Annotated in this window: 11 protein-coding genes; 2 read left to right on the forward strand and 9 right to left on the reverse strand. The window is 62.9% G+C overall.

Annotated features, from left to right (window positions below; all coding sequences use genetic code 11):
• Nucleotides 1-127: 127 nt before the first annotated feature.
• The 7 genes from JFU04_RS25620 to JFU04_RS25650 all read right to left on the reverse strand — a co-directional run bounded on the left by JFU04_RS25620 (nucleotide 128) and on the right by JFU04_RS25650 (nucleotide 9,828).
• Nucleotides 128-1,462: a TolC family outer membrane protein gene (locus JFU04_RS25620; RefSeq protein WP_201145937.1), complete on the reverse strand. Its 1,335-nt coding sequence runs from the start codon at nucleotides 1,460-1,462 to the stop codon at nucleotides 128-130.
• Nucleotides 1,459-2,784: an HlyD family type I secretion periplasmic adaptor subunit gene (locus JFU04_RS25625; RefSeq protein WP_065910166.1), complete on the reverse strand. Its 1,326-nt coding sequence runs from the start codon at nucleotides 2,782-2,784 to the stop codon at nucleotides 1,459-1,461. The genes JFU04_RS25620 and JFU04_RS25625 overlap by 4 nt, the downstream gene beginning before the upstream one ends.
• Nucleotides 2,781-4,517, reverse strand: coding sequence for a type I secretion system permease/ATPase (locus tag JFU04_RS25630; RefSeq protein WP_065910165.1), 1,737 nt, complete (start codon nucleotides 4,515-4,517; stop codon nucleotides 2,781-2,783). Before JFU04_RS25630 ends, JFU04_RS25625 begins: the two co-directional genes overlap by 4 nt.
• 165 nt (nucleotides 4,518-4,682) lie before the next feature.
• On the reverse strand, nucleotides 4,683-5,303 hold the full coding sequence (locus JFU04_RS25635) for a heme acquisition protein HasA (RefSeq protein WP_065910164.1): 621 nt from the start codon (nucleotides 5,301-5,303) through the stop codon (nucleotides 4,683-4,685).
• Nucleotides 5,304-5,384: 81 nt separating this feature from the next.
• On the reverse strand, nucleotides 5,385-8,045 hold the full coding sequence (locus JFU04_RS25640; RefSeq protein ID WP_201145938.1) for a TonB-dependent receptor: 2,661 nt from the start codon (nucleotides 8,043-8,045) through the stop codon (nucleotides 5,385-5,387).
• Nucleotides 8,046-8,244: 199 nt separating this feature from the next.
• On the reverse strand, nucleotides 8,245-9,243 hold the full coding sequence (locus JFU04_RS25645) for a FecR domain-containing protein (protein WP_201145939.1): 999 nt from the start codon (nucleotides 9,241-9,243) through the stop codon (nucleotides 8,245-8,247).
• Between the two features lie 63 nt (nucleotides 9,244-9,306).
• On the reverse strand, nucleotides 9,307-9,828 hold the full coding sequence (locus JFU04_RS25650; RefSeq protein ID WP_028618031.1) for an RNA polymerase sigma factor: 522 nt from the start codon (nucleotides 9,826-9,828) through the stop codon (nucleotides 9,307-9,309).
• 207 nt (nucleotides 9,829-10,035) lie between these two features.
• Between JFU04_RS25650 and aroQ the strand changes: the two genes are divergently transcribed.
• Complete coding sequence (aroQ, locus tag JFU04_RS25655) at nucleotides 10,036-10,485, forward strand: type II 3-dehydroquinate dehydratase (RefSeq protein WP_065910157.1); 450 nt, start codon at nucleotides 10,036-10,038, stop codon at nucleotides 10,483-10,485.
• Nucleotides 10,482-11,354: a shikimate dehydrogenase gene (locus JFU04_RS25660; protein ID WP_207200684.1), complete on the forward strand. Its 873-nt coding sequence runs from the start codon at nucleotides 10,482-10,484 to the stop codon at nucleotides 11,352-11,354. The genes aroQ and JFU04_RS25660 overlap by 4 nt, the downstream gene beginning before the upstream one ends.
• 1,387 nt (nucleotides 11,355-12,741) lie before the next feature.
• Here the strand turns inward: JFU04_RS25660 and JFU04_RS25665 are convergent.
• Both JFU04_RS25665 and quiC read right to left on the reverse strand, forming a co-directional pair.
• Nucleotides 12,742-13,407 (reverse strand): TetR/AcrR family transcriptional regulator, encoded by a 666-nt coding sequence (locus JFU04_RS25665; protein WP_065910346.1) that lies wholly within the window; start codon nucleotides 13,405-13,407, stop codon nucleotides 12,742-12,744.
• Nucleotides 13,408-13,484: 77 nt separating this feature from the next.
• Entirely contained in the window at nucleotides 13,485-15,386 is a 1,902-nt protein-coding gene (quiC, locus tag JFU04_RS25670) for a 3-dehydroshikimate dehydratase QuiC (RefSeq protein WP_201145940.1), read from the reverse strand.
• Between the last annotated feature and the right edge of the window lie 140 nt (nucleotides 15,387-15,526).

Below are 15,526 nucleotides of genomic sequence, written 5' to 3' on the forward strand. Positions count from 1 at the left end.
ATCGCACAGCGCACACCTATCCCCTGTGGGAGCTGGCTTGCCTGCGAAGGCGGGGTGTCAGTCGGTATATGTGTTGACTGACACAACGCCTTCGCGAGCAAGCCCGCTCCCACAGGGGGCATGCATTTCAAGGCAAAGGTGGCGGCTGGAAATACCCTGCCAACGCCTGCAAGTCCTGCTCGTTGAGCAACCCTGCGTAATACTTCAATTGAATCCGCGCCAGCAGATACGCATGCCGTGCGTTCGCCAGGTCGCGGCGGGCGGTGTAAAGCTGTTGTTCGGCGTCGAGCACGTCGAGGTTGACGCGCTCGCCGCCGCTGACGCTCTTTTGGGTCGCGGTGACCAAGGCGGTGGCGGAGCTGACGGCCATTTCGTAGGCACGCACTTTCGCCGCGCCGCTGGTGTTGAGGTTGAATTGCTTGCGCAGCTCCACGAGGGTCGCCGAGGTTTGCGCATCCAGTTCGTATTGGGCCTGGGACAGTTGGTGCGCCGCCTGGCGGGTGGACGCCGACACGCCGCCACCGGCGAACAGCGGCAGGCTGACCTGGATGCCGACACTGTTGGTGTCGTACTTCTGGTTGTAGCTGCTTTCGGAGTCGGAGCTGGTCTGGCGGCTGCTGGCGTAGAGGCTGACCTTGGGCATGTGGCCGGCGCGTTTACGCTCTACTTCATATTCGGCAACGTCCAACGCGTGGTGCTGGGATTTCAGCTCCGGGTTGTTGGCCATCGCCAGTTCGCGCCAGGTGTCGAAACGGTTGGGCTCCAGCGGCGGAATCGCGAACTGGCGAGCCAGCGGTGCCAGTTCTTCGATCTGCAACGGTTGGCCGACGATGGCTTCCAGCTCGCGCAGGGCACTGTCCTGGGTGTCCAGCGCCTCGATTTCCTCGGCGTGGGCCAGGCTCAGGCGGGCCTGGGTTTCCAGCACGTCGGTGCGCGTGCCTTCCCCGCCCTTGAGCAGGCGGTCATTGAGTTGCAGGCGTTCGGCAAACGCGCGTTTCTGTGCGCGGCTCAGCTCGATACGCTCCTGGGCCAGCAACGCCTGGCTGTAGGCACTGAGTACGCGCACCGCGAGTTCCTGGCTCTTGCCGCGAAACCGTTCATCGGCCATCAGCGCCTGGGCAGTGCCCTGGCGAAAGCGCGCATAGGCTTCGTAATCCAGCAGCGGTTGCTGCAAGGTCAGGGTCGACGCATAGCTGCGGTAATCGCGGTCGCTGGTGACATTGCCCACCGCGGTGCTCTGGGTTACTTCGGATTCATTGCGCGAATTGTTATAGCTCCAGGACAAGTTCGGCAGCAGCCCGGCGCGGCTGATCGCACGATTCTCCTCGCCGGCCTCGCGCTCCTGGATCGCGGCCTGGAAGGTCGGGTCATTGCGCAGGGCCAGGTCGTACGCATCCAACAAACCCAGGGCCTGCGCCGCCGGTGCGCAACTGAAACACAGGGTGAACAACAACGCCTTCATTCTTCCACCAGGGCCATGTGGGTGCGATCCAGCAACGGTTTGAACAGGTAGTTGAGCATCGAACGCTCACCGGTCTTGACGAAGGTTTCCACCGGCATGCCGGGGCGGATCTGCACGCCGTCCAGTTGCTGCATGCCGGCCGCGCTGACCTGCGCGCGCAGCGTGTAGTAAGGCTCGTCGGTGCGCTCATCGACCTGGCGATCCGCCGACACCAGCGTGACCTCGCCGGCCACCCGTGGCGTGGTGGATTGGTTGAAGGCCGAGAACATCAACTCCACCGGCAAGCCGGGGTGCACCTTGTCGACCATCTGCACCGGCACTCGCGCCTCCACCAGCAGCGGCTCGCCCTGGGGCACGATGTCCATCAATGCCTGGCCAGGCTTGATCACCCCGCCTTCGGTAAACACATCCAGGCCGACCACCACACCGCTCGCGGGCGCACGCACCAGGCTGTTGGCCAGCTCAAACTCGGCCGAGGCCAGGCGATTGCGCAGGTCATCACTGCGAGTACGGGTATCGGCCAATTGGCCGCGCAGATCTTTCTGGAAGTCTTCACCGAGCTGGCGGATGCGCAGGCGCAGCTCCAGGACCTGGCGCTGCAATTGGCCAATACGGCCGTAGTCCTCGGCGATGGTGCCGTCGATCTGGGCATACAGCCGCTCGCTGTCGAGCAGGCGATTGCGCGGGATGTAACCGTCGCGCGCCAACTCGCGCAGGCCCTGCAGTTGCTCGCTCAGCGCTGCACGTTGCTGGACCTTGCTGGCCTGCGAGTCGCGCGTGCCACGTAGCTGCGCCTCGATCCCGGCGATGGTTTCGCGCAGGCCTTGCTGCTCGGTCGCCAGCGCCTGGGCGCGACTGCTGAACAGCTGGCGTTGCAGGTCCAGGGTGTTGGCAGCCTCGGGATCGTCAAGCAGCTCGGGGCCAAAGGTGACCGCCGCCAACCCTTCGCTTTCCGCACTCAAGCGCGCTTCGCTGGCCAGGGACGCAAGGTACTGGCTGCGCAGGGACTGCATCTGCCCACGCAACGGGGTTTCCTTCAAACGCAGCAGCACCTGGCCGGCGTTGACCACGTCACCGTCGCGCACTTCGATGCGCTCGACGATACCGCCCGCCGGATGCTGCACCGTCTTGCGATGACCCGAGACCATGACCTTGCCCGGCACCGCCACGCCCTTGTCCAACGGCGCCAATGCCGCCCAACCGAGGAAGCCGGCGAAGCCACCCAGCACCAGCCACCAGCCCAGGCGCGAGTATTTTTTGTCATCCAGCGCCAGCACATTGTTCGGCTGATCACTGACCAACACCGGTTTACTGCTGCTCATGCCTGTTTTCCTTCACCGAGGCGGTAACTCATGCTCATGGTCGACACCGGCTTGGGCGCCGCAGGTTTCTGCCGCGCTTCCAGCACCCGCGCCGTCGGGCCAAAGGCTTGCAACTGGCCGTCCTTGAGGATCAGCAACTGGTCGGTCAGCGTCAGCACGTTGGGCTTGTGGGTAATCAGGATCAGCGTGCGGCGCTGCTGCTTGAGCTGGGTGATCGCCTGCAGCAGGGCCTGCTCGCCCACCTCGTCGAGATTGGCGTTGGGCTCATCCAGCACGATCAGCGCGGGCAAGCCGTACAGCGCGCGGGCCAGGGCCACTCGCTGTTTCTGGCCACCGGACAGGCCGGCACCGCCCTCCCCCAGTGGGGTGTCGTAGCCCTGGGGCAGTTGCAGGATCAAGTCATGCACGCCCGCCATTTGTGCGGCGGCGAGGACTTTGTCGGCGTCCACCGCCTCAAAACGCGCGATGTTTTGCGCGATGCTGCCAGCGAACAGCTGGATGTCCTGGGGCAGGTAACCGATGTGCGGACCCAGTTGCTGCTTGTCCCAGTGACTCAGGTCGGCGCCGTCCAGCCGCACCTTGCCGGCCAGCGGCGCCCAGGCCCCCACCAGCACCCGCGCCAGGGTGGACTTGCCGCACCCCGACGGGCCGATCACGCCGAGCACTTCGCCTGCCGGCAGGTTGAAGCCGAGGTTGGCCAGCGCCGGGCGCCGACTGCCTGGAGCGCAGGCGCTGATCTGCTCGACACTCAGTTGCCCCTTGGGCACCGGCAAGCTCATGCGCTCGGGGCGCGCCGGGTTGGCCTCAAGCATCTGCGACAGGCGCTCGTAGGCCAGGCGCGCCGAGCCCCATTGCTTCCAGACGCCGATCAGTTGGTCGATGGGGCTCAGCACGCGGCCCATCAGGATCGACCCGGCAATCATCATCCCTGGCGTGATCTCGCCCTGCACCGCCAGCAACGCGCCGAGGCCCAGCACCAGCGACTGCAACGCCAGGCGCACGCCCTTGGACCAGGCCGTGACGGCCGCGGTCTTTTCACTGGCCAGGTTCTGCTGCGCAAGAAACGCCTGGTGCTGGCGGAACCAACGCCCGCGCAAGGTGGCGAGCATGCCCATGGCCTCGATGGTGTCGGCATTGCGCAGGTTCGCCGTGGCCTGCTGGCTGGCGCTGATCGACAGTTGGCTGGCCAGGGCCATTGGCGCCTGGCTGACGCGGTGGTTGAGCCAGGCCAGCGCGATCAGCATCACCGCGCCGCCCAGGGCCAGCAGGCCGAGCCAGGGGTGGAACAGGAAAATCACCAGCAGGTACACCGGAAACCACGGCGCATCGAAAAACGCGAACAGCGCCTGGCCAGTGGCGAACTGGCGCAGGGTGGTCAGGTCATGCAGCGCCTGCCCCGCCGCCTGGGTGCCGCCCTTGAGTTGCGCTTCGAACGCGGCGTCGTACACCCGCTGGTTCAGGCGCATGTCCATCTGCGTGCCGAGGCGGATCACCACCTGGCTACGCACCCACTCCAATGCGCCCATCAGGCCGAACAGGCCGAGGATCATCAGCGTCAGCATGAGCAGGGTCATCTGATTGCCCGAGGCCAGCACCCGGTCGTACACCTGCAGCATGTACAGCGCCGGGGCCAGCATCAGCAGGTTGATCACCGCCGAGAACAGGCCGATGTTGAAGAAGCCACTTTTATAAGCCGCGAGGGCGGCCAGGGTTTCGTTGCCGGCGTGGCGCATCTGGGGATTCTCAAAGGGTTGAGCGGGCAGCGTCGTTGCGTTGACAGGCCATGCGACGCTGCGCAGAATTCGGCACCGCCGTCGCTTGAAGAGTTAGAAGGCTTGGCGACAGCGGTGTAATGCGGCGAATGGGAGAGCGATCTTCCATTCGCTTTTTTCATGGCATCAGGCTGCCAGGGCGAAGTCCTGAGGCACATCCTGGACGCCCACCAGCGCCACATCGGCAGCGGCGACCGACGCCGAGTCGACATGAGCAACACCGGCTGCCGCCAGTTGATCGAAGGTGGAGTTGACCGACAGGCTTGGGTCGATGTCCTTGAGCAGGGAGTCGATCGCCGAGGCCAGTGCCGTGCTGTCGCCGCTCATCAGGCCGTAGATGATCTGGTGCACCTGGCCGTCACGGCCCTCGGACTGCAGGCTCGACAGGCCCAGGTTGGTGAAGCTGACTTCCTGCTCGGTGAGGGTGTAGCCACCGCTGCTGGCGCCGCCCGACAGGATAGTGCCCAGGTTCAGGGAGTCGATCGAACCCCACAAGGTGTGCGACGGCGGGTTGAACAAGGTGTAGTGCAGGTCACCGTTGGCGACCACCGCCGCGTTGCTGACCGTGCTCGACACACCATATTGGGTGCCGTCGAACGGGCCAGGATTGAAACCACCGGTGTTCGAACCTTCTTTGACCGAACCTTCGCGGTGGTTCAGGTCACCAAAGTAAGCGGACCAGTCGCTCAGGTACTCGGCAACCGTGTTGGCGGCATAGGTCGTGCTGTATGAAATAGAAATGCTCATGCAAAACTCCAAGTCATGGGGTGGTATCTCCACAGCAAGCCAGTGCCTGCTGTGGTTTTGCCCGTCACTGGGCAAAATCGGTCAGAACTGGTATTCAACGGTGCCCTGCAACGTGCGCCCACGCCCGAGGGTAAAGGCCAACACGTCGCCCAGCGGCACCAGATAGGCGCGGTCGGTGACGTTTTCCATGGCCAGTCGCAGGGTCAGTTGGTCGGTGGCGCGGTAGCTGCTGTAAAGGTCGTAGACGGTGTAGGGCTTCCAGTCGGCCGGATAAACGCCGGTTTGCGACGTGGTCACGCCGACGCCGCCTTTTACGTAGTAACCGCCGCTGTAGCGGGCGCGAACGCCCACATCCAATTTGCGCTCGAAGAAGCGTGCACCCAGCGTCGCGGTGCCGCGGTCCATCGGCATGTGTTCGGAGGAGCCCAGGATTGCGCTGCAGCTCTGCCCCGCATTGGCCACGTCGTCCGGCACCATCGCGTCTACAGGTGCACGGCTACCCGGGCCTTTCTGGATCTTGGTGACACCGCCCAGCCATGCGGTCTTGCTGCAGAACTTGTTGCTGCCGAGCATCCGTGTGTAGTTGAACTGGCCATAGGCAAACCCGGCGTCGTAGTCCAACTGGTATTCGAGACCGCGAAAACGCGTGGTCTCCAGGTTGTTCACATACGCCGCATTGCCGATATTGGCGATGCCATAACCGGGCGGCTGCACGCCCAGGGCCATGTAGGAGAAGTCGTCGACGCGGGTGTTGAAGTAGGACACCTTCATGCCCACGCGGTCATCGGCGAACACCAGGTCTTCCTTCAGCACGTTGAAGCCGACTTCCCAGGCGGTAGACGTCTCCGGTTTCAAGAAGGGATTGGGGAAAATCGACTCCGAGCCCCCGCCATGGGGCCGGCCGCTGACCAGGCTTTCGGTGACTGCCGGCGGGCGCCAGCCCTTGCCGTACGTGGCGAAGAGTTGCAACCAATCCACGCCAGGCTTGATCGACAGGCCGAAGGTCGGCGAGAAATGCCCCTCTTCCCGGTCCACGTCGTAGGTCATGGGCAAGCCGACCTGCCGGGTGGTTCCAATAATGAAGGTACGCGTGTTCAAGCCGGTTTCGCCGCGCAGCCGATAGCGGTCGTAACGCAAGCCGGCATTGAGGCTCAGCCAGTTGTCATAGTCGTAATCCAGGCGCGCGAACAGGCTGCCGAGTGCCCGGTCCCCCTCGGGGGTGATGCTTTCCGCCGCAGAAGCGGTCACCGCCGAGCCTGCCTCCACCATTTGGTTGGAGTCCGGGCGGACTTTGTCGTAGAAGAACTCCAGCCCATAGTTGGCCTTGAGCACGGACAGCTCGCCCAAGGCAAAGGTCGAGATGTTCTGGGCCTGCAAACCGTAGGTGTTGGTCTGGTAGGTGACCTCGTACCCCTTGCTGCTGCCACGGGTCAGGGTGCTCTGGTCATTGCGGGTATCGACGTAGTAGAGCTTGGCCTTGAAATCGATCAGCGGGTTGTCCGGCGTGTAGCTGTAGTCCAGCGCGAAGTTCTGCGCCGTGACATTGCTGCTGCCGAGCTTTTCCCATAACTGGGCTTTTTCGGCGGTCATCATGTTCACGTCGTCGTAGCCAACCTCGGTGGTCAGGTAGCTCAGTTGCAAGCGCTGGTCCACCGGCAGATTGATACCGAGCTTGAGCAGGCGCGAACGCATCACCGAGCCCGAATAAGCGACGGGGGTGTTCTTGATCCGTTCCTGACTGTTCGGCAGGAAGGAGCTGCCGGTGCGCAGATCGCCGATGCTGCCTTGGGTGCCAGGTTTGTAATCACCGAGGTGGCGCTCACTGGCGGCCACCAGCATGTCCCACACGTCGGTCCCCACGGCAAACGCCGAGCTGCCGATAAAGTGCGTGCCGTTGCTGCGCCCGCCCAGCCCCGTGGTGAGCCGAATGCGCCCGCCGATTTCCTTGCCGTCCTTGAGCAGGTCAGCCGCCTCCACGGTACGGAAATTGGCAACCCCGCCAATCACGCCCGCACCGCCCATGGTGGAGGTAGCGCCCTTTTCGATGACGACTTCGGACAACAACTCCGGGTCGACATACAGGGTGCCATTGCGTTGCTGGTGACCACTTTGCTGATAGTTCTGGCGCATGCCGTCGACCGACATGTTGACGCGGCCGTAGTCCTGGATCCCGCGAATATTCACCGACAGGCCAGGGTCCTGCTGACTGACCGCCGAGTAGACGCCTGGCGCCTCCTCGAGCATTTCGGCGGCATGGCGCGGCGGGTTGCGATCCAGCTGTTCACGCCCGACCACACTGACCGAGCGTGGCGAGGAGTACACCCAATCCTGGGCGTGCTGGCCGGTGATGGTGGTGGTTGCCAGCGACAATGCCGGGGTGCTCGGCTGCTCGACGCGGGTCAGGGTGACCTGGCGCTCGCCGGTAAAGCGGTAGTCCACCGGGGCGGCGCCGAGCAGGCGGCCGAGGCCTTCCTGCACCCCGAAGCTGCCCTGCAGCGCGGTGCTGTTCAAGCCTTGCAGGCGCTGGCTGTCGAACAACACCTGCAGGCCGGCCTGATCGGCGAAGGCCAATACCGCACTGCCAAGCGCTTGCGCGGGAATATTGAACGTCAGCACTGCAGGCTGGGCCGCTGCCACTTGCGGCTGTGCGGCGAACACCGGCGCCGCTGCCGCGAACAGGCCCAGGTGAATGGCCAGGGCTAACCGGGTACCGGTGATACGCCCCTTGTTGAGTGCTGACATTTGTGTTTTTCCCTGCGTAAGCGTTTTTGTTTATGCGAATGCTTCTCACCTAGCAAGACGTGCGACGCGCAGGAAGTCAGTAAGATTTTTTTCAAAGTTTTTTAAATGAAGGGGATTGGCAGGCAAAGACACGCGCAGGAGCCGGCTTGCCGGCGATGGCGTGGGAAAGATCTCGCGGGCGCCACCACCAGCAGGGGTGTTAATAGATCAGGCTGAGGCCTGCCAGGTCCAGGCGTTGCACTTGCAATTCCTGGGTCAGGGTACCGAGGGCGGTGTCGAGCATGTCGAGGCGGAAGACCCCGCTGACTTCGCGATCGCCCAGGTCCGCGCTGGTCAACACCACGCGCCCCGGGCGGTAGCGGTTGAGTTGTTCGATGACTTTGGCCAGGGGCTGGCGATCAAAGATCAACACGCCGCGACGCCAACTGGTGGCGCGCTCCACATCGAACTGATCCAAGGGCTCGATGCCCTCCTGGAGGCTGTAGCGCGCGGCCTGGCCTTCCTGGAGCACACGGTCGCTGGGGCCTTTTTTCGGCGAGGCTTGCAAGGACACCGCAACGCTGTGCTGCAACACGCCCACCCAGGCCTGGCTGCTCTCCTCGCGGTCCACCACAAACCGCGTACCCAGCGCGCGGGTCTGCCCGCCGGCGCTTTGCACCACGAATGGCCGGGTCTCCTTGCCGACCATCGGCGCCACATCGAAGATCGCCGAGCCCTGGAGCAGGCTGATGCGCCGTTGAACGCCGTCGTAATCCAGGCGAATCGCACTGGCGGAATCCAGCTGCACCGTGCTGCCATCGGCCAGGTGCACGGTGCGCACCTCGCCTTTCTGGGTGACATAGTCGGCCTGCAGGCGTAGCCAGGCTTCCGGCCCGCGCACCCAGCCGACACCCGCCGCCACCACGACCAGCGCGACGGCCGCCGCCCGCTGCCACGGCCTTCGCCGCGACGACCGGCGCACCGGCAGCACCGCCGCAGAGGGCCGCTGGCGGTGTACCGCCTCATCCTTATGCACCTCGCCCAACGCCGCCCAGGTCTGCTCGGCAAAGCGCAGCGCCGCTTCGTGGCGACTGTCACAGGCGATCCAATGGCGCAGCTCGGCCTGCTCCTGGTCGGTCAGGGCACCGGCGTGCAGGCGCACCGCCCACTCGGCGGCCACCTCGGTAATGCTGTGCTGTTGCGGACCCTGGCTATTCACGTGTGAATCTCGAATTTTTCGTTATATAACGCTGTGACGACTGACCTGGCGTTTTTCGGTAATTCATTCGTCGGATGGCGCCACCTCGCCGTCCTGCAGGCGCTGCATCACGTAGGCCAAGGCCTTGGCCAGATGCTTTTGCACGGAGCTGTCGGAGATGTCCAGGTGCCGGGCAACCTGGGCGTGGGTCATGCCCTCGATGCGGTTCAAGCGGAAAATCTGCTGGGTGCGCTCCGGCAACTCCGCCAGTGCCTGCTTCAATGCCTGTCGCTGTTGCTGCGCCATTGCCTGAGCCTCCAACCCGGCCACTTCATCTTCAATCTCGGCCAGCGCCTCGTGGGGCACGGAGTCTGTCTTGCGCCGCGCTTCCTGGCGAATATGGTCGATCAGCAGATTGCTCGCCGTTCGATAGAGATAGCCCTGGGAGTTGTCGATGCGCTCGCCGGCCGGCTTTTCCGCCAGGCGCAGGAAGCTCTCCTGCACCAGGTCCGCGGCCAACTGCGGGTCCCGTACCTTGCGCGCCAGATACCCGCGCAGGGTATCGGCGTGCTTGAGAAACAGGCCTTTGAGATCCACGTCCGACAAACCGACTCCCTGGAATGTTAAGGAAACAGGCGGGCATCTTAAGCGTTGTCGAGAATGATTTTCAATTGATATCTAATCTGATCCGTCGCGCCTCAAGGTCTGATTAACGGTTCGGTAATCGAACACATCCGCTGCCATCAATTGACCAAATTAACCATCCAGTACATTTTGTCCGCACAACTAACAATAAGTGTGGAGACACCCCTTATGCCGCCCATCGTGCTGGTGCTCAACGGCCCCAACCTCAACCTGCTCGGCACCCGCGAGCCGACCACCTACGGCCATGAAACCCTCGCCGATGTCGCCGCCCTGTGCGGCCGCAGCGCTGAGCAACTGGGGCTGAAAATCGAATTTCGCCAGACCAACCACGAAGGCGAGCTGCTGGACTGGATCCACGGCGCCCGCGCCCGCTGCGCCGGGATCGTGATCAACCCGGCAGCCTGGACCCACACGTCAGTGGCGATTCGCGACGCGCTGGTGGCCAGTGAAGTACCAGTGATCGAAGTGCATTTATCCAACGTGCATGCGCGCGAGGCGTTTCGGCACCACTCGTTTGTGTCGCCCATCGCCAAGGCCGTGCTTGCCGGGTTCGGCAGCCATGGTTACCACTTGGCCCTGGAGCATTTCAGCCAGTTGCTGAAGGGATCGACGCAATGAAATCGCGCATCCTCGCCGGCCTGATCGGCGCCGGCATCCAGGCTTCCCGTACGCCGGCCCTGCATGAGCACGAAGGTGACGCCCAAGGCTTGCGCTACCTGTATCGGCTGATCGACCTGGAACCGCTGAAGCTGGACCTCAACGCCCTCCCCGACTTGCTCGATGCCGCCGAGCTGATGCACTTCACAGGCCTGAACATTACCTACCCGTGCAAGCAGGCGATCCTGCCCTTGCTCGATGAATTATCCGACGAGGCCCGCGGCATTGGGGCGGTCAATACGGTGGTGTTCAAGGACGGCAAACGCATCGGCCACAACACCGACTGCCTGGGCTTTGCCGAAGGGTTTCGGCGAAACCTGAGTGATGTTTCCCGCCAGCGCGTAGTGCAAATGGGCGCCGGCGGCGCGGGCGCGGCAGTGGCCCACGCGCTGCTGGCCGAAGGCGTGGAGCAATTAAGTGTGTTCGATGTGGACACCAGCCGCGCCCGCGACCTTGTGGATAACCTCACGCAGCGCTTCGGCGCCGGTCGCGCCCAAGTCGGCCATGACCTGGAAAACGCCATGGCCGAAGCGGATGGCCTGGTCAACACCACACCCATGGGCATGGCCAAGCTACCGGGCACACCGGTGCCCGCTGCGCTGTTGCGAGCGCAACTGTGGGTGGCAGAAATTGTGTATTTCCCCCTGGAAACCGAGCTGCTGCGCGACGCCCGCGCCTTGGGTTGCCGCACCCTGGATGGCGGCAACATGGCAGTGTTTCAAGCGGTCAAGGCGTTTGAATTGTTCAGCGGCGAGGTGCCGAATGCGCAGCGCATGCTGGCGCACTTCCAGCGCATGAATAGCAGACTGTCGAAACACGATCAACTGTAGGAGCCGGCTTGCCGGGGATAGCGGTTTGCCAGCCGATAGCTGTCTACCCGACGCACCGCCATCGCGGGCAAGCCCGCTCCCACAGTTTTGATCGCTGTTCGGGCTTGGGATTCGGGGTACTGCACCGGCATCTGAGCGGGCGGTACACACCCGGTTCCAACCTCGAAATACATCCCAAAGGTGGGAGCGGGCTTGCCCGCGAAGGCGCCAGATCAGTCCCCCCCTGCAGCGACTGACCCACCGCTTTCGCGAGCAAGCCCGCTCCCACAGTTTTGATCGCTGTTCGGGCTTGGGATTCGGGGTGCTGCGGCATCTGAGCGGGAGGTACAACTCGGCTCCAACCTTGAAATACATCCCAAAGGTGGGAGCGGGCTTGCTCGCGAAGGCGCCAGGTCAGTCCCCCCCTGCAGCGACTGACCCACCGCTTTCGCGAGCAAGCCCGCTCCCACAGTTTTGATCGCTGTTCGGGCTTGGGATTCGGGGTGCTGCATCGGCATTTGAGCAGGCGGCACAACCCGATTCCAACCTTGAAATACATCCCAAATGTGGGAGCGGGCTTGCTCGCGAATGCGCTAGACCAGCCACCCTCTTCAGCGACTGACCCACCGCTTTCGCGAGCAAGCCCGCTCCCACAGTTTTGATCGCTGTTCGGGCTTGGGATTCGGGGTGCTGCGGCATTTGAGCAGGCGGCACAACTCGGCTCTAACCTTGAAATACACTCCAAATGTGGGAGCGGGCTTGCCCGCGAAGGCGCCAGATCAGTCACCTCCTGCAGCGACTGACCCACCGCTTTCGCGAGCAAGCCCGCTCCCACAGTTTTGATCGCTGTTCGGGCTCGGGATTCGGGGTACTGCGGCATTTGAGCAGGCGGCACAACCCAATTCCAACCTTGAAATACATCCCAAATGTGGGAGCGGGCTTGCCCGCGAAGGCGCCAGATCAGTAACCCCCTGCAGCCACTGACCCACCGCTTTCGCGAGCAAGCCCGCCCCCACAGTTTTGATCGCTGTTCGGGCTTGGGATTCGGGGTGCTGCATCGGCATTTGAGCAGGCGGCACAACTCGGCTTTAACCTTGAAATACATTCCAAATGTGGGAGCGGGCTTGCTCGCGAATGCGCTAGACCAGCCACCCTCTTCAGCGACTGACCCACCGCTTTCGCGAGCAAGCCCGCTCCCACAGTTTTGATCGCTGTTCGGGCTTGGGATTCGGAGTGCTGCGGCATTTGAGCGGGCGGTACAACTCAGCTTTAACCTTGAAATACATCCCAAATGTGGGAGCGGGCTTGCTCGCGAAGGCGCCAGATCAGCCACCCCTGCAGCGACTGACCCACCGCTTTCGCAAGCAAGTCCCACAGGGACTGCATTCCTTCCCAATAGTGCGCGTAATCAGGCCTGCAAGTACCGCATCACCGAATCGCAAATCATCTCGCGATGCCGCTGTTTGATCGCCTCATCCGACAGTTCGATCTGAAAAATCTCACTGAACGTATGGCGGTTGGACACGCGGTAAAAGCTGAATGAGTTGATCAGCAAATGCACGTCCAGCGGGTTCAGCCCTTGGCGGAACACGCCCAACTCAGCCCCGCGCTGCAAGGTGGCGCCCAACCCTTCGAGGATGTTGCTGTTCATCGCCTTGATCGAATCGGAGCGCTTCACGTATTCGGCGTTGTTGATGTTTTCGATGCTGACGATGCGCACGAAATCCACGTTCTGGTCGTGGTGATCAAAGGTGAACTCCACCAGTCGGCGGATTGCTTCGCGCGGTTCCAGCGCGGTGAGGTTCATCCGCGTTTCGGTGTTGCGGATATCGCCGTAGAGCTTCTCCAGCACCTCGACGTACAACTGCTCCTTGCTGCCGAAGTAGTAATAGATCATGCGTTTGGAGGTGTGGATGCGCTCGGCGATCGCATCCACGCGAGCGCCGGACAGGCCCTGCTGGACAAACTCGACGATGGCTTCCTGGAGAATGTTTTCGCGGGTCTTTTCCGGATTGTTCTTGCGACTCTTGCGCGGTGCGTCTGACACCGCGGGGAGTTCGGGACTCGAGGTCATGGTGCGCTCACGGCCATTGTTATGCAGGCAGTGATTATGGGCCGCGGCGCTCCCCGAAGGAAGCACCTGGCCCGCCGTCATAAGCGTGCCTGACGCACTGCACCGCTGCGCGATTTGGCCATCGCCGCCAGGCGCACCGCCACGTTGGCCGCGCCATAGCCGGCATAGCCGTTCTTGCGCTGGATGATCTCGAAGAAAAACCGCCCCTCGAACGGTTCGGTGTACACGTGAAACAACTCACCGCCCTGCGCGTCGCGGTCGTACAGCACGTTGTAGTACGCCAGTTCGCTGAGGAACTCGTCGTCAAAATCGAAACGCGCCGCGAGGTCGTCGTAATAGTTCAGCGGAATATCCAGCAGCGGCACCCCGGCCTCTTTCGCGCGGCGTACCTCGACGAAAATGTCCGCACAGTCGAAGGCAATGTGGTGCACGCCCGAGCCGCGATAGCTCGACAGGGCGTGGGAAATCGCGGTGTTGCGGTTCTCGGAGATATTCAGCGGCAGGCGAATCGAGCTGCAGCGGCTGCGCAGTGCGCGACTTTTCACCAGGCCATACGGGTCGGGCAGTACCACTTCGTCATCGGCTTCGAAATCCAGCAGGCTCTTGTAGAACAGCACCCAACTGTCGAGGCTGTCGGCCGGCAGCGCCATGGCCATATGGTCGATGCGCAGCAAGCCACCGCTGGCGGCAGTGGCCGGTTGCAGGTTGAAGTCGGTGTCGTAGAGACCGCCCTCGCTCGGATCCACCAGGTAAATCAGGCTGCCATCCGGCGCGCGCACGGCGGCCAGTTCCAGCTCGTTCGGGCCCACGAGGCCGCGATAGGGCTGGCCCTTGTAGGCCACTGCCCGCTGCAGGGCCTTGGCGCTGTCCTTGACCCGAATCGCCGTGGCACACAACGACGGACCATGGGCTTCGAAAAAGTTATGCGCGAAGGAATACGGCTCGCAGTTGAGGATCAGGTTGATATCGCCCTGGCGCAACAGGCTGACACTCTTGGACCGGTGCTGGCCGGCCTTGACGAAACCCAGGCGCTCCAGCCAGTGAGTCAGCTTGGCGCCGAGGCTTTCATCCACCGCAAACTCGAGGAACTCGATGCCGTCGTATTCGCTGGCCGCCGGGGTTTCGAAAAGGATCTCCACCGGCACCGCAGGTTGCTCCTGCGCCAGGCGCTGGCGGGTCTTCTCCTCCAGGTACAGCAGCGACCGCAAGCCATCCGCCGCATTCGCACGAGTGGGCGCGGCGCGGAAGCCGTCGTTGAAAATCTCCAGGGACAACGGCCCGGTGTAGCCGCTTTTTATGACCGGTGCGAGAAACCCCGCCAGGTCGAATTCGCCTTGGCCGGGGAAGCAGCGGAAATGCCGGCTCCACTCCAGCACGTCCATGGCCAGGATCGGCGCGTCGGCCATCTGTACAAAGAAAATCTTGTCGCCGGGAATCTCGGCGATGCCACTCGGGTCGCCCTTCAGCGACAAGGTGTGAAAGCTGTCGAGCAATACGCCGAGGCTGGGGTGATCAATCTGGCGGACCAGGTTCCACACCTGCTGCCAGGTGTTCACGTGCTTGCCCCAGGCCAGCGCTTCATAGCCGATGCGCAAGCCACGCCGGCCAGCGTGTTCGGCCAGCAGGCTCAAGTCATCCAGCAGGATGCGTTCATCACCGATGCAATCGGCCGAGGCGTTGCTGCACACCAGCACCAGGTCGGTGCCCAGTTCCTGCATCAAGTCGAATTTGCGCTCGGCGCGCTCCAGGTTGCGCGCCAGGCGGTCGCGGCGGCAGCCTTCAAAGTCGCGAAAGGGCTGGAACAGGGTGATGGCAATGCCCAGGTCGGCACACATTTGCCTAACTTCCCGAGGACTGCCGTCGTAATACAGCAGATCGTTTTCGAAGATTTCTACGCCATCAAACCCGGCAGCCGCGATGGCTTCGAGTTTTTCCGGCAGGGTTCCGCTCAAGGAAACGGTGGCAATAGAGCGTTGCATGGGGCGACTCCCGGCATTTGAGGCTCGTCTTATTTACGGCAAATTATTCGCCGCTAAACTGTTCACAGCAATTGAAATGTACGAACCGGTTAGTTTTCAGTGCGATTATCGAACACAATGGCTGTTGACGAATTGACGAT

The sequence above is a fragment of the Pseudomonas sp. TH21 genome, assembly GCF_016651025.1.
Taxonomy (GTDB): Bacteria; Pseudomonadota; Gammaproteobacteria; order Pseudomonadales; family Pseudomonadaceae; genus Aquipseudomonas; species Aquipseudomonas aylmerensis.

Coding starts and splice junctions, on each gene's coding strand:
- JFU04_RS25665 (WP_065910346.1), bottom strand. CDS start 13,407: ATGACCTCGAGTCCCGAACTCCCCGCGGTGTCAGACGCACCGCGCAAG.
- JFU04_RS25635 (WP_065910164.1), bottom strand. CDS start 5,303: ATGAGCATTTCTATTTCATACAGCACGACCTATGCCGCCAACACGGTT.
- JFU04_RS25660 (WP_207200684.1), top strand. CDS start 10,482: ATGAAATCGCGCATCCTCGCCGGCCTGATCGGCGCCGGCATCCAGGCT.
- JFU04_RS25630 (WP_065910165.1), bottom strand. CDS start 4,517: ATGCGCCACGCCGGCAACGAAACCCTGGCCGCCCTCGCGGCTTATAAA.
- JFU04_RS25620 (WP_201145937.1), bottom strand. CDS start 1,462: ATGAAGGCGTTGTTGTTCACCCTGTGTTTCAGTTGCGCACCGGCGGCG.
- aroQ (WP_065910157.1), top strand. CDS start 10,036: ATGCCGCCCATCGTGCTGGTGCTCAACGGCCCCAACCTCAACCTGCTC.
- quiC (WP_201145940.1), bottom strand. CDS start 15,386: ATGCAACGCTCTATTGCCACCGTTTCCTTGAGCGGAACCCTGCCGGAA.
- JFU04_RS25640 (WP_201145938.1), bottom strand. CDS start 8,045: ATGTCAGCACTCAACAAGGGGCGTATCACCGGTACCCGGTTAGCCCTG.
- JFU04_RS25625 (WP_065910166.1), bottom strand. CDS start 2,784: ATGAGCAGCAGTAAACCGGTGTTGGTCAGTGATCAGCCGAACAATGTG.